We start from the raw sequence: 26,518 nt of genomic DNA on the forward strand, positions 1-26,518 counted from the left end.
TTCCTCAATTTTGAGATTCTAGTTTTCCAATGATCTTGATACAGTCGTGTGTGAAGACTTCGTTTTTATGCGGAGCGTCAGAAAGTTCACCGGTAAGATCCTGACCGGGGAAGTGCAGGAATTCATGCATACCGGTGCGCCACTTGGGGCAGTCAGTTACATCGTAGACGATCCCTGCGTGCGCGATCCACATGCGGGTGCCGCGTTCGCCCGTGTTGCGTTTTACTTCTAGCATTGAAATAATTTTATCAGGTATGTTCATGCGGAAATTGTAATTCCTTCGGGCAGGTACTCTTTTATGTAGGTCAGCAGGGAGTAGATCAAAAGGGAGCAGCCAATATACTCCAGCGATTCTTCAAGACTGGTGAACATGGCGTATCTGAAATTGTTGAGGCCGGTGGCTTGTGCGAAATGCCCGCTGACCAGTTCTCCGCCAATGATGCCGCCGATGTAGATGGCAAGGGAAGCAAAAAATAACAACTTGAATTTTGTGTTGAGGTGCAGAAAGAAGGTGATGTAAGCCAGGCCGAAGAGCGCAACAGCGATCATGCCGGGGATGATCCATGCAAAGTAGAACCAGCCTTCGTAAATATTCAGCATGGCGCGCACAGGTTTGATCAAGCGTTCATGCAGGACGGCGGCTTCATCCATGGATAGATATAAGAAGATGAGCGACAGTCCGATCCACTGAAATTTGAACTTATCCTTTATCGAATACTTCCACGCGGCAATAATTCCCATTAGCAGGGCGGGGATAAAAAGGATGATCGTGTTGAAGTAGGTTGGGACGTTGGCTTCAAGGTCAACATAAAAGGCGCGCATGAGCAAGTCGATCATAAACTCGTCGATGGGTCCGTTGATATCAAACGCCCCCGGATTGAATCTCAAGTATTGACCCCAAATGCTGAACGCAACAAGGAGAACGATCATACCGCCCAGAACGATCAATACCTTTGTAGGGTTGATCTTGACGACAGGTGTGGAGTTTGACATTTATTATTCCTTTAATTTCAGTGTAAGTTTGATGGGCATTTCAGTGTAGCTGATATTACCTTTTTTTGCCCATTTACATAGATTGATTTCATAAAGACTTCTCTTGTGATGGGATTGATGCGCATCGGGTAGTGCGCGCGAGCAGTTATATTTTTATGACAATATCACCTTTGTGAATGCTTCCTGCTTTTACTACTTTGGCGTTGATGCCGCGCAGGTGAAGTTCCTTTCCCTGCTGTGAGTTGACGAAAAGGATCGCGTCTCTTCCGAAGCGGGCTGCAAATTTTTTACAGCCGGTGTGAGGTTGGGCGGTGATCTCAATTACCGCTTCGCCAATGGACAATTGTGTGCCCGCAGGCAGGTTCTCTTCACTCAGGTCAAGGTCGATAAATAACTGATCGCCTGCCAGCTGCCAGCGTTCTTCATCCTGTGCCAGCAATGCGATCACACGTGAATTCATAATGTTGAGCTGCATCTCCGGGTGCGGACTTCCATCTTCGGTGCGGGAGCTGGGACGGAGTTTCCAGTTGTCGCCGATCAGTCCTTCGTGCAGATCGAGCTGCGCTTCGTTTAGAACTTCGCGCTGCTCAATATCCGGTCTGCGGACGATGAGATTTAATATCCCATGATCCTTTGGCGATTGGCGTATGGTTTCAAGTCCTTCTTCGAGTTCATGCATTTCCAGATATTTGATCTCGTTCATTGTCTGCTCCGGTTTAGGGTTACTGGGACGATTGCCAAACTTCTGTTACTTTATACCTGTTGCTGGTGTTTTTCTGGAAAATTTTAACCCTTTTTTCCGAGATTGATCCCGGGGAGTTCAATAACTTGATAGGTGATAAATGAAACGGCAATGGACAGGATCGTAATAATCAAAAAGGCGGCCAGGAAACCGGAATTTCCTGCAGGGTGTAGCGGTTTGCCGAATATATGCCCCTACGACTTTCAGGACAATAAAATGGACCAGATAGATACTGAAACTTAACTTGCCGATCAATGTGGTTATTTTGTTGACAAATATTTTAGCGGGGAAAAATGCAGGGACAAGGAAAAAAGGAAAATACAGTTCCGTACAGGAAGTAATGGGGTAGAAAGTTTGATAAGTTTCAGCTTTTAGAAAAGAGAAAAAAAGAAAAAAGGAGAGCAGGAGAGGGAGGGCCATGCCAGTTTCGAGTTTTGTTCGGGATATTGAGTGACAACTTGATAAAGCAGAATGCCCATGCCAAAGTAAGACAGGTAGTTGTGAAAAGAACCAGGGGGGGAAATTTGAAAAGCTTGTCACCAGATATTGTTGGTCTGTTTGAAGAAAGGGATTAAAGAAATTGACTGCGAGGATAGAAAATACTTTTGAAGCAACCAGTGAAATGAAGATAAATTTCAAGGTGGAGGATACATCTTTCAGCTTTGAGAAAAGATAGGGGACGGTTAAATAAAAGATCATTTCAACCGCGATAGACCATCCGCCGGGGACTACGGAGTTGATCGTTTCGGGCAGCCAGCCGTTTAAGAAGAAAGCCGTGAGAGGAATGTACCACCATTGAATACCGTTCGGCGCAAAATAGCGCGGGGCGTTTCCGTCGTACCAGGTGTAGAGGATGATCGCGAGGTAGAAGAGCGGGGCAATTCTAAAAAAGCGGCGGATGAAAAAATTAAGAACCGGACGAGTTTCAATTTTTTTGCGGGTGCCGAGTGACAGGAACAAGGTCAATGCGCTGGCGACGTAAAAGAATTGCACACCTCGCGCACCCTGTTCTGCAATGACATTAAGTAGTCCTGATGTTGGCACGACCCATTGCAGGGAGTGATAAAAGACGACAGCCAGAATCGCAAACCCTCTTAGTGCGTCAATATAATCGTGTTTGGTGATCGGGGTATCTTTCATCAATAGCTGACCTGATCCATACGGCGGGTGAACTGCGCGGCCTGTCGTTGAATTTGAAAATTATAGCATAGAGATTTTTGGATGCTTTTTAAGCCTGACAGTCACAGGGTGGGGAATTTCAAAGAATTGGGCTGTCAGGCTGGAGGTTAAGAAGGATGCGGTTCTTATGTCTATTGCGCGATGAGGGTTTTTAATTCCGCCATGTTTGCGAAGGGAATCGCGCCCGCTTCCCGCAGGGAGTCTACGGGTGTAAATGCGGCGTGACCGTAGACTCGCATTCCGGCGCGGACGCCTGCGGTGACGCCGAGGATGCTGTCTTCGATCACGATGCAGCGGGCGGGTGGGATGTTGAAGGATTGGGCGGCGGCGAGGAAGACATCGGGGGCGGGTTTGGGATGCGGTAATTCCAGCCCGCTGAAGATGGCTTCGCCGAAGTATTGGGTGAGTCTGGCAATTTTCAGGCGCAGGATGACTTCGCTGCGGCTGCCATTGGATGCGATGCAAACCGGAACGGACAGGCTTTCGATCAGCGCGTGAATATCGGGGAAGGGTTTGAGCTCTTTTTCGGTGAGCACGGCCAGCCGCGAATTAAAGACCGGATAAAAATCTGCGGGCGGGACCCAGTTTAGTTGTTGTGAAGTGGTTTCGAGTCTTTTGTGGATGGCAGCGCCGGAGTACTTCTGAAGATATTCTTCTGCGTTGACCTGGAAGCCGTGTTCTGCGAGCATTTCTACATAGACTTGATTGGCAAGCGGTTCACTGTTGACGAGAACGCCGTCGCAATCAAAAATGACAAGATCATAGGATGGGTTTGTGTTCATAGGAGCGGGGATTATACATGAATTCCCTGCTCCTATTTTTAGTCAACGATAAAAAGCTTTGCTCCGGTGCTTGTGTAGGAACGATGGGCTTCGGCCTGATCGGCCACTTGATAGCTTGTGCCCGGTGTGAGGATGAAGGTTCTACCATCGGCCAGCTCGGTATGTAACTCGCCTGCAATGCAAAACAGAATGTGACCTTTTGAACACCAGTGATCGGCCAGGTATCCGGCGCTGTATTCCACCATGCGCACGCGGATCGTGTCAAATTGCTGCGTGTGCCAGAGTGCGGTTCCGGTTTCGCCTTTGTGTTCGGTGGGAGTGATCTCTGACCAGTCTGTTATTCCAAATGGGATGTTTTTCATTTCCATGATGGTTTCCTCTGGGTTTCTATTTTCTCTTTGCCATGTATAGCCAGACGACCTGCCCTCTTCTTTTTTGCCGCAGATTTCACAGATGAGCGCGAATTTTTAAAAAATCCGTGTAAATTAGCGCAACAGCGCGACTGGCGCTCGGTGCAAAGTGTTCGCGAGCAAGTTGATACGGAATGCTTGATATGCAGCCAGCATTATCAAGCAAGGCGTAGATTGGTATGTGCCTTTGTTAATTCATCATGCAAGCGGATCAGGTCGCTGCCTGTGGCGTTTGCTCCGATCTGCTCAATGAATTTACAGACGCTAAAGTTGTGACTTTCTTTTTCGTAGGCTTCGATCCATTGCTCCACTTGCGGGTCGGTCTCGCGCGGGAAGTTTACTTTTTGTTTGCGCATCTTGATGCGTGAGGGCTTGGGTGTTAATCTGGCTCTGAAACAATCCTGTTTTACGCAGAGGGTTGTGTAAAGAGAATCGCAGTTGAATTCGTTCATTAGTTTTGTTGTGTCAGAGTCACGCGGGTCAAAGTCCCTGCCGCTGACGATCACTCTTGCGCCTTGAAAGGTTTCGTACACTCTAAAGCCCAGTCCGCTGTATTTGGAGCTGGAAGCAAGCTTTCTGACCATTTCAAATATTTTGGCTTTATCCTGCTGCGGGTCCTTTTTGCTGAACAGGCCGATAAAGCTGGTTTTGGGCTTATCTATATCGAGAATTAATAAATTGGATACATTCAAAACTCTGGCCCCGTAGCGATTTCTGGTGATGACCGCGTTACTGTGTATCTCTTCCAATATTTCTTCGCGGATCTCCACTTCGTAATCTTCAAAGACTCCGTGCTCGCCATTGATTTTGCGCTCGATCAGTCCCATCTTTTGAGCGGCGTTTTGCGCGGCATCTTCGGGTGAGAGATTGGATCCGCCATAACAGCGGACTTCCACTGTTTCTCCGTGGATCGAAATTTTTTGTTTGTGAGTAGCCCAGAACTTGTAGAGTTTCATTTTGACTGTCTCCTGTGGCGCGATTATAAGTTGATGTGCAACGCGGCAGGGAAGACAAAAGTCCCATATTGGTTTAAGGTCAGAAAACCTTTAACGCGAATTTATCGAATGAACGAATTTTGCGAATTTAAAGGTTAAAACTTGGGGGGCGGTGAATATTCCTTATCCATTAGACCTTATCAGTAATACCGGGGGGGCTGCGTAAAAAAGAAAAATCTGCGTTTTCTGCGCGCGAAGTGGTCAGCGTCCCGATTTTATTTCCGATAAAGTCCAATCAATTAGGTCGTATTTTTTATTATCTTCTTTTACCCACCAGGTTATTAACCATATAAATATGATCCCATCCATGAAAGTGAAAGCAGACGGAGTCTCTCTGCTAAAAACAGCATATAAGGTAAGCCAGAAGTTTTGAATAAGAATAAATATAAAAATAAATACAACCGGCGGCGTAATATGTAATTTGTTTGCAAGATTTTTCATTATGTATTTTCCCTGTTAGAAATGATGTTTTTGAAAATTGCCCAACCAATGAATTGGATTATACTTTGACAATACCAACCAAAAATCGTCAATTGTAAATCCAAAACTTGTACTGAGCCTGTCGAAGTATCAAAAATCCAAAAATCGGAAATCAAATGACCCAACTCATCGAATGCATCCCCAACTTCTCCGAAGCGCGACGACCTGAAGTGATAGATCAGATCGTCGCTGCCATTGAATCGGTCAGCGAAGTAAAAATGCTCGACCGCTCCTCCGATCTCGATCACAACCGCACCGTGCTTACCTTTGCAGGCACGCCCGCCGGAGTGGAAGAAGCCGCCTTCCGTGCCATCAAGACCGCGTCCGAATTGATCGACCTCAACCAGCACACCGGCGCACATCCGCGCATTGGCGCAACGGATGTTGTACCTTTTGTGCCGCTGAGTGATGTCAGCATGGAAGAATGTGTTGCGATTGCCCAAAGGTTGGGAATGCGCATCGGAGGCGAGCTCAGCATCCCCGTCTACTTGTATGAAGCGGCGGCCACTCGTCCCGAACGTGCCAATCTTGAAAATATCCGCAAGGGCCAGTATGAAGGATTGAAAGTCGAAGTTGAAAAAGACCCAAACCGCAAACCTGATTTTGGTCCCGCAAAACTTGGTGCGGCTGGCGCAACCGTCATCGGTGCGCGCAATCCGCTGATCGCCTTCAATGTTTATCTCACCACCGAAGATGTTGATATTGCCAAGAAGATCGCCAAGGCCGTGCGCCAGTCATCGGGCGGGCTGCGTTACGTGAAGGGACTCGGCCTGCTGGTGGATGGCCGCGCACAAGTTTCGATGAACCTCACCAACTTCCGCGAAACGCCCATTGCCCGCGTAGTTGAATTTATCCGGCGTGAAGCTCAACGTTACGGCGTGGGAATTCATCACAGCGAACTTGTTGGGCTGATTCCACAGGAAGCTTTGGTGGATGCTGCGGTCTGGTACACCCAACTGGATCAATTTGACAAAGAGCAGATTCTTGAATCCAGACTTTTCTCTACGCCCGCCGCAGCCGCATCAGACTCCGCTGATAACGGGTTCTCTTTCATTGAACATTTAGCCGCTCCCACGCCAACCCCCGGCGGCGGTTCTGCCGGAGCCTACGCCGGCGCGATGGGCGCAGGTCTCGTTGCGATGGTTGCAGGGCTGACGATTGGCAAAAAGAAATACGCCGAAGTGGAAGCCGAAATGCAGGCCATTCGCGTCATGGCTGAAAGTTTACGCAAGGAATTAACACAAGCCGTGGACGATGACGCATCATCGTTTGAAGTCTTGATGGTCACATTCAAGATGCCAAAAGAAACCGACGAGCAGAAACTCTTGCGTTCCGCCGCCATTGCGCAAGCCACGTTGAACGCGGCACATGTCCCATTGCACGTGGCCGGTGATTCGGTCAAGGTCATGGAACTCGCTCTGAAATGTGCCAAAGACGCCAATCTCAACGCCATCAGCGACTCGATGTCTGGTTTCGCCATGGCCCGCGCCGCCCTAACCGCCGCCGGCTACAACGTGCGGATTAATATTAACTCCCTCGAAGATAAGTCCCTTGGCGATAAGATGCTAAGGGAACTCGCCGAACTTGAAGAACGAGCCGACGAACTCGAAAAAGAAATCCGCGCAGTAATGAAATCTCGCGGTGGAATTTAGCCTTATGGAGTGGAACAGCTTGCTGTTTCACTTTTTTTTAACATAAAAAAACGGCGGCAAGCCGCCTGACTCCATAAAAAGGAAGAGCCGAGTGACGCAATCACCCGGCTCTTCCTTTTTACTTCTCACTTATTACTCGTCACTCAAGTCACTACTCTTCCAACGTACTAATATCACCTTCGGGCAATCCCTGCGCTCTGGCTTTCAACACACGGCGCATGATCTTGCCTGAGCGGGTCTTGGGAAGTTTATCAAGGAACTTGACATCTTCGGGGCGGGCGATGGGTCCCATGTGTTTGGAAACATGCTGACGTAATTCCTCGGCCAATTCAGGAGAGGGAGAAAATCCTGAGCGCAGAATTACATAGGTATAAATCGCCTGTCCTTTTACTTCGTGCGCCAGCCCGATCGCGGCGGCTTCCGCAACAGCCGGGTGACTCACCAACGCAGACTCAACTTCCGCGGTGCCGAGGCGGTGACCGGAAACCTTGATCACATCATCCACGCGGCCAATGATCCAGTAATAGCCATCCGGGTCACGTTTGGCAGAATCACCCGCTGTATATCTTCCAGGGAATCTTGACCAGTATTGACTTACATAGCGTTCATCATCGCCGTAGATCGTGCGCAGCATGGCCGGCCACGGATTCTTCAAGGTCAAATAACCTTCGGTATCATCTGGAACAGGATTCCCTTGCTCATCAACGATTTCAGCTTCCTGACCGAAGAATGGGCGAGTGCCCGAGCCGGGCTTGAGCGGCACCACAGGAGTCGGCGCGATCATGAATGCGCCGGTCTCGGTCTGCCACCAGGTATCCATGATGGGACACTTTTCCTTCCCGATCACGCGGTAGTACCACTTCCATGCTTCAGGGTTGATCGGCTCACCGACAGAGCCGAGCAGGCGCAGGGAAGAAAGATCGTGTTTGTTGGGCCACGCTTCCCCAAAGCGCATGAGTCCACGAATGGCAGTCGGCGCTGTGTAGAAGATCGTAATCCCATAGCGTTCGACTACCTGCCACCAGCGATTCGGATAGGGGAAGGTTGGTCCGCCTTCAAAGAGCATCGAAGTCGCGCCGGCGATCATCGGGCCGTAGACAATGTATGAATGGCCGGTGATCCAGCCGGGGTCAGCGGTACACCACCAGCGGTCTTCATCTTTCACATCGAAGACATACTTAAGTGTGGAATACGTGCCGACCATATATCCGCCGTGCGTGTGCAGAATAGCTTTTGGTTTGCCGGTTGAACCGGATGTGTAAAGAATGAAAAGCGGATCTTCCGCATCGAGGACTTCTGTGGCGCATTTGCCGTTGGCGACTGGAAGTGAGCACATATCGTGATACCAGTGATCGCGTCCCGCTTCCATATTGACGGGTTGGCCTGTTCGCTTGACGACGATCATATTTTCCACTGACGGGCAGCGCTTGACCGCATCATCTACAATATTTTTTAGCTCAACGACCTTGCCGTTTTGATATGAACCATCGCAGGTAATCACCAGCTTGGATTGGCTGTCGTCAATGCGGCCTTGCAACGAGTCGACGGAGAAGCCGCCGAACACCACTGAGTGGATCGCGCCGATCTTGGCACAAGCCAGCATGGCAAAGACGATCTCAGGCACGCGTCCCATATAAATGGTGACACGCTCGCCTTTTTGGATGCCCATCGATTTTATGATGTTCGCCATGCGCGAGACTTCACGGTTCATGGCGTAATACGAGAATGTGCGCTCGATCTTGCCGTCTTCAGATTCCCAGATCAAGGCAAGTTGGTTTTTGCGATGTGTCTTGAGATGTCTGTCAATTGCATTGTGTACGATATTGGTCTTCGCGCCAACGAACCACTTATAAAATGGCTTGTTAGAGTCGTCTAAAACTTTGTCCCACTTTGTGAACCATTCCAGTTCAGAGGCTTCATCAGCCCAGAAACCTTGCAAGTCCTTGCCTGCCTTTTCAGCAAGCGCGTCCCAGTCTTTCAAACGTGCTTGAGAGATGACTTCCTCTGAGGGGTAATAAACTTCGCCTTCCATTTCCTTCGGCTTGCTGGTTTTTGCCATAAGTGCCTCCTGAATTTGGTGAGAATAGTAGCGGCTATTTTAATCGGCTTTATCATAATTAGCCACACCCTTTAAACACAAAGGCACTAAGGTACTAAGGTACTAAGAGAGCGTTTCTTAAGTTCTTTTTTGTACACGGATTTGACGGATTGCACGGGCAATCACGGATAAATCCTAAAAAAATCCGTTCTTTTCCGTGCGCGAAGCGTCAGTGTAATCCGTGTACTTAAGAAACAGTCTCTAAGGAAAAAAACTTTGTGTTTAATGGTTTACTCCACCCAATCCAAAATCTTGTGCCACATGCCCGCAAATGGCAGAAACCACGGACGGCCATCATACAATCCCAACGGCGCATTGGGGAAATCAAATTTTGCAAATGGATGTTCCTTGATGTTTCCGCTCAGCATGGCTTCAGCAACGGTCTTCCCTAAATAGGTGCCCATTGCCACACCATGGCCGGCGTATCCCAGTGAATAATGCACACCATCCAACTCGCCGACATGTGTCATTTGATCGAATGCAAAATCAAGAGTGCCGCCCCAAACGTAATCCACTTTTACATCCTTTAATTGTGGGTAGACCTGAATCATCTCGCGCCTTAATATCTCTCCGCTTTGCGCGATCGTATTTTTATTTTCAGGAAAAAATGCTGCGCGTCCGCCGAAGATCATGCGGTTATCCCACAGTCTGAAATAATTTAGATAATGCTTGAAATCAAAGATCATTCTGTTTTTCGGGCTGAGTTCATGTGCGAGTTCGTCTGACAATCTTTCCGTTGCAATAATGAACGACCCGATCGGAATGATCTTCTTTTGCAGTTTCTGTGTGACATTTCCTGTATAACCGGATGTTGCCACCAAAATGGATTCTGCACTTAATGAGCCTCTCTCTGTCTCAAGCACAAAACGGTTCTCTCCCCGCCGCAGCCTGTTGACCCGCGCTCGCGCGCAGAGATTCGCTCCCGCCTTTTCAGCTGCGTTTGCGAGGCCGGTTACATATTGAGCCGGGTTCAATCCGCCGCTGACATCATCCACCAAAGCGCCATGATAAACATCTGTGCCGATTTCGTTTTTTAGTTCGCCCGGCGCAACAAGATGTACCTTGTGATTGAATTCCTTCGCCATGAATTCAACTTCATCTTTCAGTGCATCAAAATGTTTGGGCTTGTTGGCTGCCAGTAAGTGACCTGTGCGCGCAAATCCGCAGTTTATGTTTTCTTCTTTTATGATTTCTTCAACAGTATTTACGGAATCAATGGAGCATTGGAATAACTCTTTTGCTATTTCCCGCCCATAATTTTTGATGATGGTCTGCATTGGCACTTTGAGGCCGGTTAACGTCATGCCGCCGTTACGGGAACTCGCTCCCCAGCCAATTGTCTCTGCTTCCAAAACAGCTACATTCACGCCGCGCTTTGCCAGAGTCCGCGCTGCGCTTAATCCTGTATAGCCGCCGCCAATGATTGCCACATCCACTTTTTCAGGGATGGGTGTCAGATTTGAATCATCGGGCATTTTTATAGTGGTGTGCCAGTAGATTTGTTGATTTGTAGCCATAGTGTATTGTGCCTTTCTTTGAACTTACCTCATTAACTTCAATTGTGCCACAATATTCTAAAACAAGATAAAATCCCTGAAAAATTTTATATTTTTATTGAGGAGAATAGAATGGATTTATTGTTATCTCTTGCCGGTTGTTTTGCGTTACCTGTTGTGGGTGTGGGGATTGTTTTACTTGCCATATGGATTTTTCGATTAAATAAAGCTGATAAAAATAAACGCGCCCGGAAGCGTTTTGAACAATTAAGCGCCCTTCGTAAAAAAGGCGTTACCGCCCCGGCTGTCGTACTTTCTGCGAAGAATGGTTTTAGCAGCGGTCCAGATAGTGGAAGCCAGGAAACATCGATTACTTTTCAGCTTGAAGTTCAGCCTGAAGGGCGCGCTGCTTTTCAAACAACTTTTCAAGATTGGGTGCCAGGCAGAGGCTATCGATATCGCGCGGATGATGCGGGACGTAAAATTTGGGTGACGTATGACCTGAACGATACAAGCCAGATGATGTTTGAATATTATGATGAAGACCGCAAACACCTGCTTGGGCGGGCTGGTTTTGATAAACTGCAAAAAAGATATGATGCGATTCGCAAAACAGGTGAAGAAGGCCTGGCTGTTATTTTAGAAACAGAAGATTTGGAAATAACCAATGTAATAGAGCGAGACCACTTAAAACAAACAATTATGCGTATGAAGTTAGAAGTGACTGTAAAGGATGGTCAAACTTTTCCAGTTGAAACACAAGCATTGTTTGCAAATGCTTCTCTTCATAAATATGTGGTTGGTAAAAAAGTGTATGTGAAAATTGACCCTCAAGATAGAACCCAGGTCGCGCTTGACCGTTCTGCTGAATAATAACATTTACCCTAGGTTAAGATTCTATAGAAAAGAGTAAAAAACCTTAATAAGGAGAATAAAATGGAATCGTTGTTATCTTTTTCTGGATGCTTTAATACCCCTCTTGTTATTGGATTGATACTTGCTATAGGCGGATGGATTTTTTATTCAAACAAGAATCATCGACAAGGAATACAACTGAAACTCAAGGACCTTCGCAAACGCGGAATTACAGCACCTGCAACAATTGTTTCTGCAAAAAACGGAATTGTAAATTCGGGTAGTGGGAATCGCCTCATGCAAATGACACTTGAGGTTGAAGTTCAGCCTGAGGGGCGTTCAAAATTTGTCACAACTTTTAAAGATTGGCTGCCAGTTGGCAGACATTTTGTCTCCTGGGGTGATAGACCCGAAGAAGTTGGTAAAAAAATCTGGGTCACATACAACCCTGAGGACGTTACTGAAATGTTGTTTGAACACCATGATAAAGACCATAAATACTATCTGGGTTACCCGGCCTTTGCGAAACTGGAAAAACAAAATATAGTGATTCGCAAAACAGGTGAAGAAGCGATTGCCACGATCCTCGAAGTAGAAGATTTGGAATTGGTACATTCCTACCATAAGGAAATGAAATCAGTCTTGCGTCTGAAATTAGAAGTAACTCCTAAAACAGGTGAGCCATTTCAAGCAGAAGTTCAAAATACTTTTATGAATGCAGGTTTGCATAAATATACGGTTGGCAAAAAAGTCACTGTCAAATTCAACCCGCAAGATAAAACCCAGGTTGCTTTAGTTTGACCGGTTGAGTGCCCTTCGACTGCGCTCAGGATGCATTCGGCTGTGCTGTAAGTGTGTGTGTCCTTCGACTACGCCGCAAAGTTCATGCGGCTCCGCTCAGGATGCATTCGACTTTGCCGCAAGTGCGCGCGGCTCCGCTCAGGATGCATTCGACTTCGCAAAGTGCGGTTCCGCCGGATGTGGCTCCGCTCAGGGTGTAGATAGTGATTACTGTAAAATTCCAGGCCGCCTTGCAAGACAAAGCTGACAACCATGTCATTTACGATCCACTCGATGGGGGCGAGGTCATCAGTGAATACTGTAGTTGTGGTGTAGCCGTCTTTGAGATTCACATAAGTAGATGACATGGCCGCGATTAACAATGGATTTGTTTTTGGGTCTGCGTTGAGCGCGATCAGATTCGCTGAAAAATTCTCGCGGACTGTCGGTTGTTTGGTGGCGAAGATCATTGTGTTGAGTGTGCCGGGGATGTCCATAATATGAATGGAGGGGAAGATCGTGCCCATCGTGGTGGCGAGTCCGTCTATCAGGCGGCGGTCGCCGGGGACTGAGCCAACGTTGATGGTCAGCACCCCATCGTCAGTTAAGTGCGAAGCGATAACTTCGAAGAATTCCTGTGTGGTCATGTGCGGCGGAATGTAGGGCGGGCGGTAGGCATCCACAGCGATGATGTCATATTTATATTCGCTTCGATCAAGATTAAGCCGACCGTCGCCAATGTGGACGGTTAAGTTCGGCAGGTTCAATCCAAAATATTTTTTACCGACTTCAACGATCTTTTCATCAAGTTCAAATCCGTCAATTGGAATATCACCATAAACCGCAGTGGCCTGACGCGCAGCCGTGCCAGCCGCAAGCCCGACAATCGCCATGCGTTTTACATCCGCAGTTTTGCGGTTGGCGTAAAAATACGGGCCGACCAAAAACTGCTCCCAAGGGCCGCCGTAATTCAGGGTGTCGGGATGATAAATGGAATGAATGCCCTGCCCGTCATTCAACTTTAAAAGTGTGAAGCCGCTTTGTTCCTGCACTTGAATATAGTTATATGCAGACTCGGTTTCGTACACCTGCCCCGCGCTATTCTTGAGCGACTGTCCCGCAGAAAGCACGGCCACGATCACCAGCACGATCGGCATCCAGATCAATTGGATCATCTCGCGTTGACTTGCGAATCTTGCAAGTCCAATCAAGGCCACGATCAATAAAAAGAAACCGAAGGCAAAGAAAGTTAATTTTGTGCCGATCGTCGGAATGGTAACGAGCGTGGGCAGAAAAGTTCCAATAAATGAACCGAGGGTTGAGATGGCATAGATCTGTCCGGAAATTTGCCCGGCCTTTGAAGTGTCATCGACAGAGAGGCGGATGGCGAAGGGTGAGATGGCGCCCAACAATGTGATGGGGACGCTGAACAGAATTAACACGGCGATGAATGATCCTGCCATAATGCCAACGCTCAACGCTTCAAAAGCGGTCGCAGCGGACCTGAGAACTGGTCCGGCGATATAGGGTACGAGCCCAATTGTGAATGCACCCCAAGCCAGGATGCGATACATGGCGCCCGCCGTTGGATTTGCGTCGGCCCATTTGCCGCCGAGGAAGTATCCCAGTGTGAGATAGATCAGGATCAAGCCGATAATGCTGGCCCAGACCAGATTGCTGGTGCCGAAGACATTGCCGATCAAACGCCCGGCGGCGAGTTCGGAGGCAAGGGTGGTCATGCCGGAGACAAAAACTGTGAAGAGTAAATATTTTTTCATTGTTTTCCCGTTAAATAAGATAGGTGCGGATTATAACAAGGAAGGGCGGGGAAATTATGAATGATGAATGAGGAAGGATGAGGAAATGATGAATGGGGAATAATGATGAAGGATGAAGAAAAATGGCGCACGGTCACCAGACCTGCGCCATTTTTTATTTATTTGATGAGATGCGACGATTACTTGCGGGCGTTGATCTCAGCCAGTACTTTTGTGACCATGGCTTCGGTCAGCCCGGCATCTTTGGCTTACGGCATAAAAATGATCTACTTTAGGGTAAAACCTTTTGCCATTCCGATCATACTTGTATTATAAGGTAGTAATGAAAAAATAAAATACTTATACCCTTCAGTTATTAAAATTTATTTCTCTACTACAATTTGATATTCTTTTTCCAAAGTCTGCCCGCTGACCATGGTCCCTTTGCAGGATACAAATATCTTGAAAGTGAAAGTCCCTGCTTCTTGCGGCGTGCCGCTGATCTTTGCGCCATTTTCGCCATCTACAAATATAAGCTCAAGTCCCGCAGGAAGGATTCCGTCTGAAATGAAAACACTGTTCAGAGGTGTGACGTTATCACTGACGAGAATCTCAACCTCATACTCCACACCTGTTTGTGCATTCGGCAGGGCATCGGGTTCGATCTTAAGCGGAGTGGTCACCTCTTGAAAAATATATGGGTCGGGAGTGGGAGTCGTTTCTGTACGAGTGAACAGGGAGCAGGCGAAAGAGACAGTTGAGATCAGCAATACCGTTATTAAAATAAATGACTTATTGGTTTTCATAATTCTCCTTCGGCGCAACTTCTCCCGCCGCGTTTGTCCATCGTTAGCCGCATTTTAACTTCTACTATTCAAAAAGTGGTTCCATTTGAAGCCGCTGACTGAGAGCCTGCATTTGATGATCTGTGGGGGAGGACATAAAACGATGAGCGGATTCAGGATGCGGGGCAGGAGGTTAATATCGCCGGCCGTGTTCAGGAAAACCTGCGGATTGCCAAAGACCCAATGCATGGCAAGGTCAATGTCGGCCTGCTCTTCCAGCGGACGATACCAGGTGGTGCGGTTCTGCTGCACATCCTTCCACGGTGAGCGGGTGATGCCCTTGATCGTTTGCACGGCAATATTACGTTCCTTACACACTGCAAGCACTTTGTTGAAGTTTTCGGCATAGCGTGGATTTTGCATCATGATATAGCTGTATGGGAGCAATACAGAATCAAAGTCAAATTGGGCGAGTGAGCGCAGATGAAACTCCGGCACAGGCACACCATGACCCGTAACTCCAATAAAGCGGACAAGCCCTTCATCACGTGCCTGTATGACAGCCTCAACAACACCCCCCGGGCCGAAGGCTGTTGTCCAATCGGGTTCTTCGTGCAAGGCGTGGAGCTGGATCATGTCCAACTGGGGAACATGTAACAGGTCAGCGAGCGGCGGATTTGGTCATACGCGGCTTGCTTCGTGCGTTCGCCTGTTTTGGTGGCGAGGAAAAACGGTTTGCCGTGACGTCGAATCCAATCACCCAAACCCTGCTCAGCTTTGCCATAGCTGGCCGCCACATCCACGTGGTTAATTCCATTTTGCAGGATAAGATCCATGGTTGCATCAACATCTTTTTGAGGGGTATCCCAAAAAGCTGCCGCGCCAAAGATGGTGCGGGTACTTTCGTGGCCAGTACGACCAAAAGTTAGGGTGGGTATCATGAGTTTCTCCTATTTAGCACGGACGGTAACACCGTCCGACTTCGGCGCAATTCCTCCCTCGTAGCGGGCTGTAACTCCCACAGCGCATTGATCTTCGCCATTATGTTTCACTAAAGACTTTAAATCTTCTTCTTGATTACACGCTCAAAATAATATGCATGCCATTGCTCAAAAAGGGAAATTCTGCTTCTTCCTTGTTTTGTTTCATTTGTATATAACCTGTATTCATTTTGCCCAACGGTGAGTTTAGGTAAGTTCTTTCGTTTTAGATTGTCGCCTGTAATGTTCTCCCATCTTGTTCTGCCTAAGAATAAATATTCAACAACATCTTCATTATTTGAAGGATTGTTATTGAAACCTCGTTCTGTGACAAGCCACCCATGCCAGTGTGGTAAATTCTCATAGGTATGAAATTCACACGTAAATCGATTGTCAAATTTCCTCATCAATTTTTTAAAACCCGGAATACTCTTTTCTGCACGGCGGCTAATATCACCCCAATTCCGACCTTCTGTAGAAATATTTAGGTTTGATAGATAATCACAATCAACAAAACATACACTTAGATTGACAGACACTGATTCAAAGTCTTTATGCTCAAGGATTTTCGGAAGTTTATCCACAATAAAATCCCAAGAAAAAGTCATTGCAACTGCTATCAACTTTAATTCAAGATGGAGGGGTCCAGACTTCACTCTTCTTTTTAAATAATCTACTAAAGTTTTGTTTAACGTTTCCAGCGCAATAGTGTGGTCGCCGATTACCACATCTTCAATCTGATCAATAATTTGCTTATTATTTCTCTTGATAGTACGGTCAGTGTATGTTTTACTTACAAAGAACACTAGGAGCGGACCAATTATTGCACTGATAATTGCTGTGAGTAAAGGGGAAAGAGCTTCAAATGTTGGCATATTAAAATCTCCATTGTAAAGTTGTTTATCTTCAAACTTTTATATTAAAGCATAATCATTGTTTCCGCTAGAAGGCACCTTTCTCATTTGGGAAAGAGACGGGGGTAGGCGCTTTTCACAACTCTCCCTTAAACGCCCTATCCAGCACGGACGGTAACAACGCGGACAATTCCTCCCCCGTAGCGGACTGTAACTCCCGCAGCGACGCCAGCCGCGCTTGGACGCTATCGAGATACGCCACGATTCGCCGCTGTTCGTCGAGCGCGATTACTTGGATTCTTGTTTTCATAAACACTCTCAATTTCCTAATTATTTCTTTCTAGATATAATTACAGATATTTTTTAAAGGTATCGTGGACTTTGTGCATCCAATTACCGCCATACGTTTTTGAATACCGCGCGACTACCCCTCTCGTTTCGTTGATATCCAGTATGTCATAAATTAGATCTGTTTTTTTCATCCTTGATACTGCTGAAAAATGAATGCTTCCATCATAGAGTCTTTTGTCGTCGCTTGCGTTAATTATTATTCCATCAATATCATGCCATGGATCGCTTAGGGCTTTTAGGAATTTATAAAATGCTGGGATTGCCCAGTGATCTTCAAGCCAGTCCCATAAATTAAGATTTACACCTGTCTCAATCGTTTGGAAACAATATTTATTGGTTTGCACAATCAACCCTGTATGCAAACTTTTGGGTTCAAGTGTCAGAAAATATTCAATTGGGTTTAAACTGTCGCAATATTGCAAATCTCTGTTGATTGGGTTGAAATATATTGCTTCAATTTCATATCTTGGGTTTTCTTCATGTTTTAACCACTCTAAAGAGACGCCTGTGAGTTTGTGAACCAATTCCAGGAGACTGAATGGGACTTCCTCGGCTTGTCTCTCCATTGTCAGGTATTGCCTCTCACTTTGAAGCCCTAATAACTCTATCATTTCACTGCTTTTCACCCCAATCTCTTCACGGACTTGACGTAAGCGACCACCAGCATCAAAAAACACCTCTTTGCTTTTTGATGCGTTGTTTTGTGCAGATTGCTGATTGGCTGTATTTCTGTCGCCAATCACAACATTCCCAGTCACATTCCCATTGATAGAAACAGTTATAGCTGGATCAGCCTTTTCGGGCTCTTTAATTTTTCCGTTAGATATAACTGGCTTTTGAGGCTCTGATGTTTCTTCTACACCGTCTACTTTTGATAAATTAATGCCTGCCTCTAATAATTCCCTCAAAATTTCTTTTGGAAATTGCTTTCTTTCATTGACCTCGCGTAGAAAATTTAGGCTGGCATGTATTTGAAGTATTTCAAGAATAAAGTTGTAATTGCGTATTATGCCGCCTGCTTGAAAGTCTGAAATTTTATAAAGACCTAATTCAATAAGCAAATCTATAAACCTGCTTCTATTCCATGGACCATCCATGGCGTGCGCAATTTTGCTCAATAAGGCATCATTAATATTAGTCATAGTTTCGCAACTCTCCCTTAAACGCCCTGTCCGGCACGGACAGTAACAGACTATTTTTTCGATAAAGAAAAAATTTGGTTTTTAGCATGGGTCTCCCCATTAATTTCCCCTAGTATACCCGACGTATTCTTTCATGAAGCAGGTTAATCTTAAGCTATACTGATACAAAATTCATTTATGAGGTTTTTCCCTATGCATATTCCCAAACTTTATCGTGAAGAAGATCGTGAAAAGATCATTGAATTTCTCAAACAGAACAATTTCCCCGCACTGGTCAGCTATGACGGTGAAAAGCCGGTTGCCACGCATTTGCCGGTGGAAGTGCTCGAAGCCGAAGACGGCGGATTGACCATTCTGAGTCACATGTCACGGGCCAATCCGCAGTGGAAGAGTTTTGGCGAACAGGACGTCTTGCTGATCTTTCAGGGCGCGCATACGTATATCTCTCCGCGCTGGTATGACCATGTCAACGTGCCGACGTGGAATTACATGATGGTGCATGTTTATGGCAAAGTTCGTGTGGTGGAAGGGGATGAGTTATATGCTTTGCTCAGCCGCCTTGTAAAAAATCATGAAGACCCTGCTGCCTATAGCCTTGAATCCCTCCCTCAGGATTTTGTGCAAAAGGAAATGAACGGCGTGATCGGTTTCGCCGTGGATGTGACCCGTATTGATGCAGGCTACAAACTCAGCCAGAATCGCAATGACAACGATCACGAGAATATCGTCCGCGAGTTGGATGGGCGCGGAGATGAACAGTCCGCTGGCGTGGCGCAGGCGATGAAAGAGAAGCGTTCTGCATCCTGATTTCCACACATCCTGAGCGGAGTGGCGAGTGCTCTTCGAGGAGCGGAGCCGAAGGACGCTCAGGATGTAAATGGTTTTTCCTTGACGAAACCCTCTCACCCGTATAAAATCCAAGCCGTTGTCCACATTGCGCCTCCGAGAAGGGGGCGTATTTTCTGCCTTGAGGCTGAAATGACTGAAAACACAAAGATCTCTGAATCTGAACAATCACAAGTTGCTAATCTTGCACATGTAGATGTGGAATTGGTCAACGCTGAGTTGGTGCGGATGCATCAAAGTTCGGCACAGGTTATTAATGCTGAAGATGTGGAGTTGAGTCAGAGCGCGTCTTTGCAAACTCATGCAGTGAATGTAAACTCCCGTCAGTCTGCGTTTGGGGTGGTGCAGGCTGGTGAGGTGACCATGCAGCAAAGCGCAGCCGGAGCGGTTCGGGCTGAGAAAATCTCAATGAATGGCAGCGCAGGCGTGGTCGTCGCAGGAAGCGTTGAATTCGGGAATGCGTACGCAGGCATCGTTGCGAGTCGTGAAGTCCGTGCTGAGAGGATTGAGTCGATCATCCTTTTGTCCCGCAAAGTGGAAGGCAATGTGACCACCGTGATCGATACACGCGGCGCATTGATCGCCGGATTGGTTGGCGGCTTGTTTGCAGGCACGATGTTGCTGCTGGGCCGGGCTTTGTTTGGCCGAAAATAAATTAAATGTTCAGCGACGCGGTCGCTTTTCAGAATATCATTTTATAGGGTGAAGGTAACAGGAGCGCGGATTTTATTAATCCGCTTCTTGTGAGAGGCGCCCAAGGAGTAACGATGGAAAAGATTGTTTTAAAAGCCACCAAACGTGATGTAACTGGCAAGCAGGTGAAAGCCTTGCGCCGTGCGGGTGAACTGCCCGCAGTGATCTATGGCCGCCATGTGGAACCTGTTGCGATTTCGTTGAATGCGCATAGCACCGAACTTGTGATCGCCAAAGTCACCTCATCCACACTGGTGACGATTGATGTGGAAGGCCAGGAGTATGCGGCTCTTGTGCGCGAAAAGCAGCGCAATTATATTAAGGGAAACATCACGCATATTGATTTCCTCGCCCTCGATCTGACCGAAACGATCCGCACCAAGGTCCGCCTGACATTCACAGGAGTTTCCTCCGCTGTGAAAGATTACAGCGCAGTGCTTGTGCATCGTATGGATGCGGTTGAAGTGGAATGTTTGCCCTCCAACCTGCCCGAACGTGTGATCGTTGATATTTCCTCCCTTAAGGAAATTGGTAACAGCATTCGCATTAGCGACATCCCGCTTCCTGAAAACATTACAGTCCTCAATGATGCTGATGATATTGTCATCATTGCCACAGCCGTCAAGGAAGAAGCTGCTGATGCTGCCCTGCCCGGCGCTGAAGCTGCCGCTCCCGCGATCAGCGTGGAACGTGGTAAGAAGGAAGAAGAAGGCGCTCCCGCCAAGAAGTAAATTTTTGCAATTCAAAAACCCGTCATCATTTCGATGGCGGGTTTTTTATTTTAAGAGATCAAGAGTTTTCAAAAAATTCACAGTCATTCTTGCTGTGGCGCCCCATAGCAATTCGCCGTCATAAGGATGATATGCGATCAGGGAACGTTCGGATTCGCGCAGGGAAAATTCCCAGTAATTATTTTTGTTTGCCAGCCAGGGGAGCGGAATGGTGAACACGCGCGCCACTTCGATGCCTGCCACTTTAAAAGTATATGGCCAGGGGATGACACCCACGATCGGACTCACCCGAAAACTGCTGATGGTTATCAATTGGCTGAGTCTACCGAGGACATGAACGTCCCCGGGCAGTATGCCGATTTCTTCCTCGGCTTCACGCAGGGCAGTTTGTTCGGGTGTGGTCTCGCCTTCGTCACATGCGCCGCCGGGGAAGGAGACTTGTCCCTTATGCGATTCCACCTTGTCTGTGCGGCGCGTGAAAAGTAGATTCCATTCGCCTTGAAAATATGTCAACGGAACAAGCACTGCTGCGCATCTCAGAGGAGTACCCGGTTTGACAGGGATTTCCGCGTAGCCGTCAGAGTCTGCGGCGTTCTGTTCTTTTTCCAATAATTTTTGCGTAATATATTCTTTTGATGGATTCATCGGCGTGTAAAGAAGGTCTTTAACTTCGGATGGGACTTCCGCAATAATCACATTCGGCGGTGACTTCATCCAGCCATTCAACATCGTCTGCTTTCACTACCGCGCCGCAGGATGGACAATGCGTGGGCAGAATCGGGCGCTGACCGGGTACAGGTTGTTTGGTTTGAATCTCTTTCGGTAAATTACCATATATCAAAAGCGAGATTTCCTCCGCTTCAGAATTTAAGGAATGTGTTTTCAATTCATTGATCAAATGTTGACCGATTGCCTGCATACGATGGTTTCGGCCTTGTGAAGCGAAGAGGGTGAGTCCGCGCCGCAGATCGGCAACTCGGGTTTGGTTTGTCCGTTTAAGATGGCGGCCCGGCCTGCTTCAATATATAGGAACGGCGCGCGTTGCGGAAAAAGTTCTTCGGCGCGCCGGGCAAGTTCTTTGTATGCTGATGCCGCGTTTTCATATTCCCCATTCGCCATCCATTGATTGGCACGCAGTAATTGGGGCGGTATTGCGGGGGTTCCCATGCGTCGTATTGCTCTTTGGATTCTGCGTCGGAACATAATTGATTCTCCCATGGAGTCCATCAGCTTGCTGATAGACTCCATAAAAAATTAACCGTCGCCGCTGACTTCGTTTGTCAACTCTTTGCCGCGCGGGTCTGTGCTTGGCTCGATCTTTCGGGCAAACATTAAATATCCGGTGTGCGCAACCATGCGGTCGGTCGGGCGGATGCGGGCCGGGTCAGATTTATAGTGGCGCAGGATGATCTCGCAGACTTCTATAAATGCAAAATTATTTTTTTTCAAAGCATGTAGTGTTTTTTCCACTTGATTAAAAGTGGGCAGAATGGTGCCAAAGAATCCGCCGGTCTTTATTGAGGCGCGGACTTGCGGAATGTAATCGAATGGGTTTTGCACATCGAGGAAGAAGGCGTCTGCGTCAGTTTCGTCGAATCCCTCTTTGATGTCACGCAGTTTGAAGTCTACGTGCGAAGCGAGCCCGACCCGTTCGAGATTTTTACGCGCCAGATTCTGCGTATCCTGTTTTTGTTCGTAAGAAATAATCCGTCCCTCTGCGCCGATTGCGGTAGCCATGTCAATGGTTATTGAGCCGGGGCCGGTGCCGGCTTCGATCACACGTTGACCGGCGCGATGCCCATCGTGATCAGAATATAGCCAATATCTTTTGGATACAAAATTTGCGTGGTGCGCGGCAGGTCATTCAGAATATCGGCGATGGATGGCTGTAATAAAAAGAACGGCGCGCCCATGTGACTAAAAACCTGTGAGCCCCACGGTGTGCCGATCAAATCATCATGCTTAAGCACGCCGCGATGCGTTTGAAGGTCGCCGCCTTCTTTTAAGGAAAAGATGAAATGCTTGTGAGTCAGCCCAACCAATTGTGCGATATCACCTGCGCGTGCAGTGGATGAATAATTCATGCGATTATTTTACTTCCTCTTCGTTCTCATGGATGATGGCCGGCGGAGTTGATAAAGATGCGGGCAAAGGGACAGGCGCGCTTCTTAATTTTCGATTCGATGCGATCAATACGACCAGCATTCCGATGCCCAAAACAGACATACCGCACAAAGCAGCCGGGATGATGTTGAAGGCCCATTCAGGTTTGTCGACGAGCTCTCCAATGGAAGAGATGCCAGTTCCGATGGCACACGCATTCCAGATGCCGTGCAGCGTTACCGCGCTTAAGTATGCAGCGCCCATGCGCAAGAACTTCTTTTCGCGAAAGGCTGAGACGATGCCCCAGCCGACCAGTCCTGAAGTTGTCATGTGCAGCAGACTCGTCCCTGCACGGATGCTGACAATGATCGGCCAGGTTGTGCTTCCGTTCCCGCTGGCGTTCAGGCTTTCGATCAGCGCGAATGCCGCGCCGCTTAACATTCCCATTGCAAATCCCTGCGCGGGTGTTTCTATTTTTAAGGCAAAGATCCACACGGCCAGCGGCTTCAATAATTCCTCGACCAAAGGCACCAGCACGGAGATATACCCGACCAGTGACGCGATCACAAGCGGATTTGTGATGTAGGGCGCGATTAATTTAAGAACTGCGTCCTGATTGGTTTCCTGCTGAATGATCCTGCCCAGCGCCGCAATTTCTTGAAAGAGTTCAGGTTGTTGTATGGCGATTATGACTGAGCCAATAATAATGGCGCCCAATAAAATAATCATCTCCAGTACGATCATAATCACCGGGCCGACGGTCATGCCCAAACCCAGCGCGCTGAATATCCGCCAGCGTGGACCAAGCTCGATGCCTTTCGTGCCGATGCCGAACAACAGCCAGATGGGCGGTACGATCACGAACAAAGTCAGCAGCGGCAGGAATATCCATGTCAGCCATTTGATTTCTGTAAAGGCGATCACGCCCCCGATCACGGCAGCGAAGATAACCATTCCGAGTGCTGCAAAAATTTGCCATTCTGAATATGGAAATTTAAACGGCTGGTCAGCCTGTTCACTTCCTCTTGTTTTTTGAAAAACCATCCACAGGCATAAAAACAAAACAAGCAGTTCAAACCCGAAGGCAACGGCGCCGATCATTTCACCGGCAGGATCGCCTTCATTTGAAAAAAGGTTGATCAGGGAGGATGCGCCAAGTGCAAGGATAATCAACATTAAGCCAAGCGCGCTAACGGCCAGAGTCAGCAGGATCAGGATCGAAGGCCAGTGATTTTTATTTGTTTGCATTATTTTTCTTCTATGTCCACACTTATGATTTTATCGCCCGGGGCAAGAATTATGCCTTGATCAGGATCACGCGGAGTTAATTGCTCGGCCACTTCCAATCCGCTGAGGACCTGGCCGAAAATGGTGTAGCCGCCATCAAGATGAGGCGCCGGCCCGAATGTGATAAAGAATTGACTGCCGTTTGTGTTTGGCCCGGAGTTTGCCATGCTTACCATGCCGGGTTTATCAAACTTTAGATCGTTGATCTCATTGTTGAAAAAATATCCCGGGTTGCCTTTGCCTGTATTGCTTGGATCGCCGGTTTGCGCCGCGAAGCCGGGAATCACGCGATGGAATGTCACACCGTTATACCAGCCTTGTTTTGCAAGGAACACAAATGAATTCACAGCCAGCGGCGCTTTATCAGGAAATAGCTGCATGACGATGTCGCCTTTTTCAGTTTTGATGGTGGCGATATATTGTTTTATCGGATCGATATTAAATGGCGGGCAACTGCTAAATTGTTTTTTTCAAGCGCGATCAATCCAATGGTGTCGCTTAAATTTTTATAATCGAGGACGTACGGCGGCTGTAACTCACCGTTGATCAGGATGAGTGGAACCGCAGGGATGGTTAACTTCTTCGCCGCTTCATACGCCGACATCATTCTGGTCGTTGTTTCATCGGCATTGATCGCCGCCTGGAGTTTTTCTCCATCCATACCGGCTGTGACAGCTTCTTTTACGACCCAGGCATTGAACTCGGCTGGTTGTAAGTTGACCCAGTTGTTATATTTACTAAACAACAGATCGTACATGCCCCAAAATTGTCCCTGCTGATCTGCGGCGTATGCGGCCAGAACGGCTTTATCAGATTTATCGAGCACGCCGATCAATGGCAGCGGACGAAAGACAAAGCGCACGTTGTCATTGTTGCGCATGATCTCTCCCATCACAACCGCCAATCCCAAGCAGCCTTGTGACTCGAACTCGCAATATTCAACAACGGTCACGGGTGCATCTGCGGGGCCATAGGAAAAGTCTGCGGGGCTGACGGGGGGGAATAGGGTTTCAGTATCGGGGGCGGCGGTGGGTTCTGCGAAAACCGTGGAGCAGCTGATCGCAGAAGTTGGAGTATTGGGCAGAATGGGTTGTGAAATAATCACAGTTGGGGTTGCGGATGATTCAGCGCCGGATGCACACGCGCTTAAAATGAAAGCGCTTACCATGATAAGTGGAATTATAAAAAATATTTTTTTCATTTATTGATTGACTGCTTCTTTTAATTGCTCAAAATTTGTCATCCACGAGATGGTGTTGACAAAATCAGCCAGTGAATCACTTTGCTCACGCAGGGCGCGCACTGCCGGGCCGACGGGGTCTTGCCCTGCGGCTCCGCCGGGTGAATCAGCGTAGGCTCCGTGGAATGCAAAATAAGCCTGATTGATCTTGCGTAATAAATATCCATTTTGGAGGAAGATGGCGCGGCGGCTTTCCATGTAGGCTTCGGCTTCTTCTATTTTTCCTTCAGCGAGAAATGCGTCGGCGGTGATGCGGGTTTCGTGCATGGCTTCGCGGAAGTCGAAGGGCGGGCGCAAAAAATCTCCGGGTTCACGATGGTCATTCGGAGCAGAGATCAGGCTGATGGTTGAGTCTGATGCGGTCATTAATTCAGGATAAAACTGTTTGATGACGAGCGCTCCAATTTCATCTCCGGCGATGGAGGCTGTGGTCTCATTCATGGTGCGCAGTTCGGGCGTTTCGCCGTATAAAATTCCCAGCGGACGAAGGGTGAGGTAGTTGTGAATCCATTCATGCGCCACGGTGCTGAGGGTCCAGTTTAGGTTGGTGGTACGCATGACCATGGTGGGGTAAACGCCCACGCCGCCGATGCCCACAACCAGTGAGGACGTGTTGAGGCCTTGATCTACTTTGCTTTCGAGCGCGGCTTGTTCATCAAGCGTAAGATCGGTTGTGACTGAGATGTTTGCGGTTTGTTCGATATGATCACGCGGAGAGACGATCAATGCCATCGGCAGCGGTGTGGAGTGATACCAGACGTTTGGCACAGGCTGACCGATAACGGTTAACCCAAGTTCTGCAATGACCCGGCTGACTTGATCCTGCAGGATGGATTCGGCGAGCGGGGCGAGTTCTTTTTGTCTTGCATATTGTTCAGCAAGTTCTGCGCGCAGCGTTTGCGATGCGAGTTCCTTGTCTGTGATGGATGCGTCTGCGTAGAGTTTTTCAAGGAAGTATTCTTTTTCGAGGATGGATTGGGTGTTCCGTAAATATTCGGTGACGATCTGCTTTTGTGCGGCATGATCGAGCGTATAAGGCGCGCCAATCGAGGCGGCGCGCATCTTGAGCAGCGCGGCGTCTGTCATCCATGAAACATAATTGAATTCGATCTGGCGCGTGTAGGTGCGTACCTTTTCGATCTTGTCTGTCAGGGATGGGTTGCTGTAGCCGGTAAGTAAAACGAGGATGGTAAGCGCGAGCGTGATTTCCAGCCCGCGCAGGATACGTTGCATCATGAATGAGATTATAACAAAAGCGCAGGGCGAAACCGGATGGCTTCGCCCTGC

31 protein-coding genes are annotated in these 26,518 nt (G+C 47.9%); 7 read left to right on the plus strand and 24 right to left on the minus strand.

The annotated features are described in order from the left end of the window. Window positions 1-4 precede the first annotated feature (4 nt). From IPL71_RS05660 to IPL71_RS05690, 7 genes are all read right to left on the minus strand, one after another. On the minus strand, window positions 5-262 hold the full coding sequence (locus IPL71_RS05660; RefSeq protein ID WP_345319673.1) for a cytochrome b5 domain-containing protein: 258 nt from the start codon (window positions 260-262) through the stop codon (window positions 5-7). Then, window positions 259-993, minus strand: a complete 735-nt coding sequence (locus IPL71_RS05665; protein WP_345319675.1) for a DUF8692 domain-containing protein — start codon at window positions 991-993, stop codon at window positions 259-261. Before IPL71_RS05665 ends, IPL71_RS05660 begins: the two co-directional genes overlap by 4 nt. 145 nt (window positions 994-1,138) lie before the next feature. Next, window positions 1,139-1,696: an MOSC domain-containing protein gene (locus IPL71_RS05670; RefSeq protein ID WP_345319677.1), complete on the minus strand. Its 558-nt coding sequence runs from the start codon at window positions 1,694-1,696 to the stop codon at window positions 1,139-1,141. 117 nt (window positions 1,697-1,813) lie between these two features. Next, complete coding sequence (locus tag IPL71_RS05675; RefSeq protein WP_345319679.1) at window positions 1,814-2,875, minus strand: acyltransferase family protein; 1,062 nt, start codon at window positions 2,873-2,875, stop codon at window positions 1,814-1,816. Window positions 2,876-3,045: 170 nt separating this feature from the next. Next, window positions 3,046-3,696, minus strand: coding sequence for an HAD family hydrolase (locus IPL71_RS05680; RefSeq protein ID WP_345319681.1), 651 nt, complete (start codon window positions 3,694-3,696; stop codon window positions 3,046-3,048). A 38-nt stretch (window positions 3,697-3,734) separates the two neighbouring features. Next, window positions 3,735-4,064, minus strand: a complete 330-nt coding sequence (locus IPL71_RS05685; RefSeq protein ID WP_345319683.1) for a DHCW motif cupin fold protein — start codon at window positions 4,062-4,064, stop codon at window positions 3,735-3,737. A gap of 200 nt (window positions 4,065-4,264) precedes the next feature. Further along, on the minus strand, window positions 4,265-5,062 hold the full coding sequence (locus tag IPL71_RS05690) for a hypothetical protein (protein WP_345319685.1): 798 nt from the start codon (window positions 5,060-5,062) through the stop codon (window positions 4,265-4,267). 635 nt (window positions 5,063-5,697) lie between these two features. Between IPL71_RS05690 and ftcD the strand changes: the two genes are divergently transcribed. Further along, the gene (ftcD, locus tag IPL71_RS05695) at window positions 5,698-7,233 is read left to right on the plus strand and encodes a glutamate formimidoyltransferase (RefSeq protein ID WP_345319687.1); all 1,536 of its coding nucleotides are present in this window, start codon (window positions 5,698-5,700) and stop codon (window positions 7,231-7,233) included. 151 nt (window positions 7,234-7,384) lie between these two features. Here ftcD and acs read toward each other — a convergent pair whose 3' ends face one another. Further along, window positions 7,385-9,292: an acetate--CoA ligase gene (acs, locus tag IPL71_RS05700; RefSeq protein ID WP_345319689.1), complete on the minus strand. Its 1,908-nt coding sequence runs from the start codon at window positions 9,290-9,292 to the stop codon at window positions 7,385-7,387. 269 nt (window positions 9,293-9,561) lie between these two features. Then, window positions 9,562-10,848, minus strand: a complete 1,287-nt coding sequence (locus IPL71_RS05705) for an NAD(P)/FAD-dependent oxidoreductase (protein ID WP_345319691.1) — start codon at window positions 10,846-10,848, stop codon at window positions 9,562-9,564. Between the two features lie 111 nt (window positions 10,849-10,959). Between IPL71_RS05705 and IPL71_RS05710 the strand changes: the two genes are divergently transcribed. Beyond that, the gene (locus IPL71_RS05710; protein ID WP_345319693.1) at window positions 10,960-11,700 is read left to right on the plus strand and encodes a hypothetical protein; all 741 of its coding nucleotides are present in this window, start codon (window positions 10,960-10,962) and stop codon (window positions 11,698-11,700) included. Between the two features lie 63 nt (window positions 11,701-11,763). Beyond that, window positions 11,764-12,483, plus strand: a complete 720-nt coding sequence (locus IPL71_RS05715) for a hypothetical protein (RefSeq protein WP_345319695.1) — start codon at window positions 11,764-11,766, stop codon at window positions 12,481-12,483. Between the two features lie 68 nt (window positions 12,484-12,551). On the opposite strand, the gene IPL71_RS05720 is transcribed toward IPL71_RS05715, so the two are convergent. Then, on the minus strand, window positions 12,552-14,240 hold the full coding sequence (locus IPL71_RS05720) for a spermidine synthase (RefSeq protein ID WP_345319697.1): 1,689 nt from the start codon (window positions 14,238-14,240) through the stop codon (window positions 12,552-12,554). Between the two features lie 102 nt (window positions 14,241-14,342). Here IPL71_RS05720 and IPL71_RS05725 point away from each other — a divergent pair, with 102 nt between their 5' ends. Then, window positions 14,343-14,555, plus strand: coding sequence for a hypothetical protein (locus IPL71_RS05725; RefSeq protein WP_345319699.1), 213 nt, complete (start codon window positions 14,343-14,345; stop codon window positions 14,553-14,555). A 47-nt stretch (window positions 14,556-14,602) separates the two neighbouring features. On the opposite strand, the gene IPL71_RS05730 is transcribed toward IPL71_RS05725, so the two are convergent. From IPL71_RS05730 to IPL71_RS05750, 5 genes are all read right to left on the minus strand, one after another. Next, window positions 14,603-15,025, minus strand: a complete 423-nt coding sequence (locus IPL71_RS05730; RefSeq protein ID WP_345319701.1) for a hypothetical protein — start codon at window positions 15,023-15,025, stop codon at window positions 14,603-14,605. Window positions 15,026-15,079: 54 nt separating this feature from the next. Next, the gene (locus IPL71_RS05735) at window positions 15,080-15,640 is read right to left on the minus strand and encodes an aldo-keto reductase family protein (RefSeq protein WP_345319703.1); all 561 of its coding nucleotides are present in this window, start codon (window positions 15,638-15,640) and stop codon (window positions 15,080-15,082) included. Continuing rightward, a complete protein-coding gene (locus IPL71_RS05740; protein WP_345319705.1) occupies window positions 15,637-15,945 on the minus strand; it encodes an aldo/keto reductase in 309 nt (102 codons plus the stop codon). The genes IPL71_RS05735 and IPL71_RS05740 overlap by 4 nt, the downstream gene beginning before the upstream one ends. Before the next feature lie 119 nt (window positions 15,946-16,064). Next, window positions 16,065-16,859, minus strand: a complete 795-nt coding sequence (locus IPL71_RS05745) for a hypothetical protein (RefSeq protein WP_345319707.1) — start codon at window positions 16,857-16,859, stop codon at window positions 16,065-16,067. 329 nt (window positions 16,860-17,188) lie between these two features. After that, window positions 17,189-18,331, minus strand: a complete 1,143-nt coding sequence (locus IPL71_RS05750; protein WP_345319709.1) for a hypothetical protein — start codon at window positions 18,329-18,331, stop codon at window positions 17,189-17,191. 192 nt (window positions 18,332-18,523) lie between these two features. Here IPL71_RS05750 and IPL71_RS05755 point away from each other — a divergent pair, with 192 nt between their 5' ends. The 3 genes from IPL71_RS05755 (at window position 18,524) to IPL71_RS05765 (ending at window position 20,601) form a co-directional block, all read left to right on the plus strand. Next, on the plus strand, window positions 18,524-19,138 hold the full coding sequence (locus IPL71_RS05755) for an FMN-binding negative transcriptional regulator (protein ID WP_345319711.1): 615 nt from the start codon (window positions 18,524-18,526) through the stop codon (window positions 19,136-19,138). A gap of 171 nt (window positions 19,139-19,309) precedes the next feature. Further along, window positions 19,310-19,831, plus strand: a complete 522-nt coding sequence (locus IPL71_RS05760; RefSeq protein WP_345319713.1) for a hypothetical protein — start codon at window positions 19,310-19,312, stop codon at window positions 19,829-19,831. A 113-nt stretch (window positions 19,832-19,944) separates the two neighbouring features. Next, complete coding sequence (locus IPL71_RS05765; RefSeq protein ID WP_345319715.1) at window positions 19,945-20,601, plus strand: 50S ribosomal protein L25; 657 nt, start codon at window positions 19,945-19,947, stop codon at window positions 20,599-20,601. Between the two features lie 45 nt (window positions 20,602-20,646). On the opposite strand, the gene IPL71_RS05770 is transcribed toward IPL71_RS05765, so the two are convergent. From IPL71_RS05770 to IPL71_RS05810, 9 genes are all read right to left on the minus strand, one after another. Beyond that, window positions 20,647-21,315, minus strand: coding sequence for an NUDIX hydrolase (locus IPL71_RS05770; RefSeq protein ID WP_345319717.1), 669 nt, complete (start codon window positions 21,313-21,315; stop codon window positions 20,647-20,649). Then, on the minus strand, window positions 21,266-21,520 hold the full coding sequence (locus IPL71_RS05775; RefSeq protein ID WP_345319719.1) for a TFIIB-type zinc ribbon-containing protein: 255 nt from the start codon (window positions 21,518-21,520) through the stop codon (window positions 21,266-21,268). Before IPL71_RS05775 ends, IPL71_RS05770 begins: the two co-directional genes overlap by 50 nt. Beyond that, window positions 21,496-21,768: a hypothetical protein gene (locus IPL71_RS05780; protein ID WP_345319721.1), complete on the minus strand. Its 273-nt coding sequence runs from the start codon at window positions 21,766-21,768 to the stop codon at window positions 21,496-21,498. Before IPL71_RS05780 ends, IPL71_RS05775 begins: the two co-directional genes overlap by 25 nt. An 87-nt stretch (window positions 21,769-21,855) precedes the next feature. Beyond that, the gene (locus IPL71_RS05785; RefSeq protein ID WP_345319723.1) at window positions 21,856-22,380 is read right to left on the minus strand and encodes a tRNA (adenine-N1)-methyltransferase; all 525 of its coding nucleotides are present in this window, start codon (window positions 22,378-22,380) and stop codon (window positions 21,856-21,858) included. Continuing rightward, the gene (locus IPL71_RS05790; protein WP_345319725.1) at window positions 22,377-22,685 is read right to left on the minus strand and encodes a hypothetical protein; all 309 of its coding nucleotides are present in this window, start codon (window positions 22,683-22,685) and stop codon (window positions 22,377-22,379) included. The genes IPL71_RS05785 and IPL71_RS05790 overlap by 4 nt, the downstream gene beginning before the upstream one ends. Before the next feature lie 4 nt (window positions 22,686-22,689). Then, window positions 22,690-23,952, minus strand: coding sequence for a PrsW family glutamic-type intramembrane protease (locus IPL71_RS05795; RefSeq protein ID WP_345319727.1), 1,263 nt, complete (start codon window positions 23,950-23,952; stop codon window positions 22,690-22,692). Next, entirely contained in the window at window positions 23,952-24,428 is a 477-nt protein-coding gene (locus tag IPL71_RS05800) for a peptidylprolyl isomerase (protein ID WP_345319932.1), read from the minus strand. Before IPL71_RS05800 ends, IPL71_RS05795 begins: the two co-directional genes overlap by 1 nt. After that, window positions 24,416-25,192, minus strand: a complete 777-nt coding sequence (locus tag IPL71_RS05805) for a DsbA family protein (protein WP_345319730.1) — start codon at window positions 25,190-25,192, stop codon at window positions 24,416-24,418. Before IPL71_RS05805 ends, IPL71_RS05800 begins: the two co-directional genes overlap by 13 nt. Beyond that, window positions 25,193-26,467 (minus strand): hypothetical protein, encoded by a 1,275-nt coding sequence (locus tag IPL71_RS05810; RefSeq protein ID WP_345319732.1) that lies wholly within the window; start codon window positions 26,465-26,467, stop codon window positions 25,193-25,195. Between the last annotated feature and the right edge of the window lie 51 nt (window positions 26,468-26,518).

Source organism: Candidatus Villigracilis proximus, assembly GCF_016717045.1.
In the GTDB taxonomy this organism is placed as follows: domain Bacteria; phylum Chloroflexota; class Anaerolineae; order Anaerolineales; family Villigracilaceae; genus Villigracilis; species Villigracilis proximus.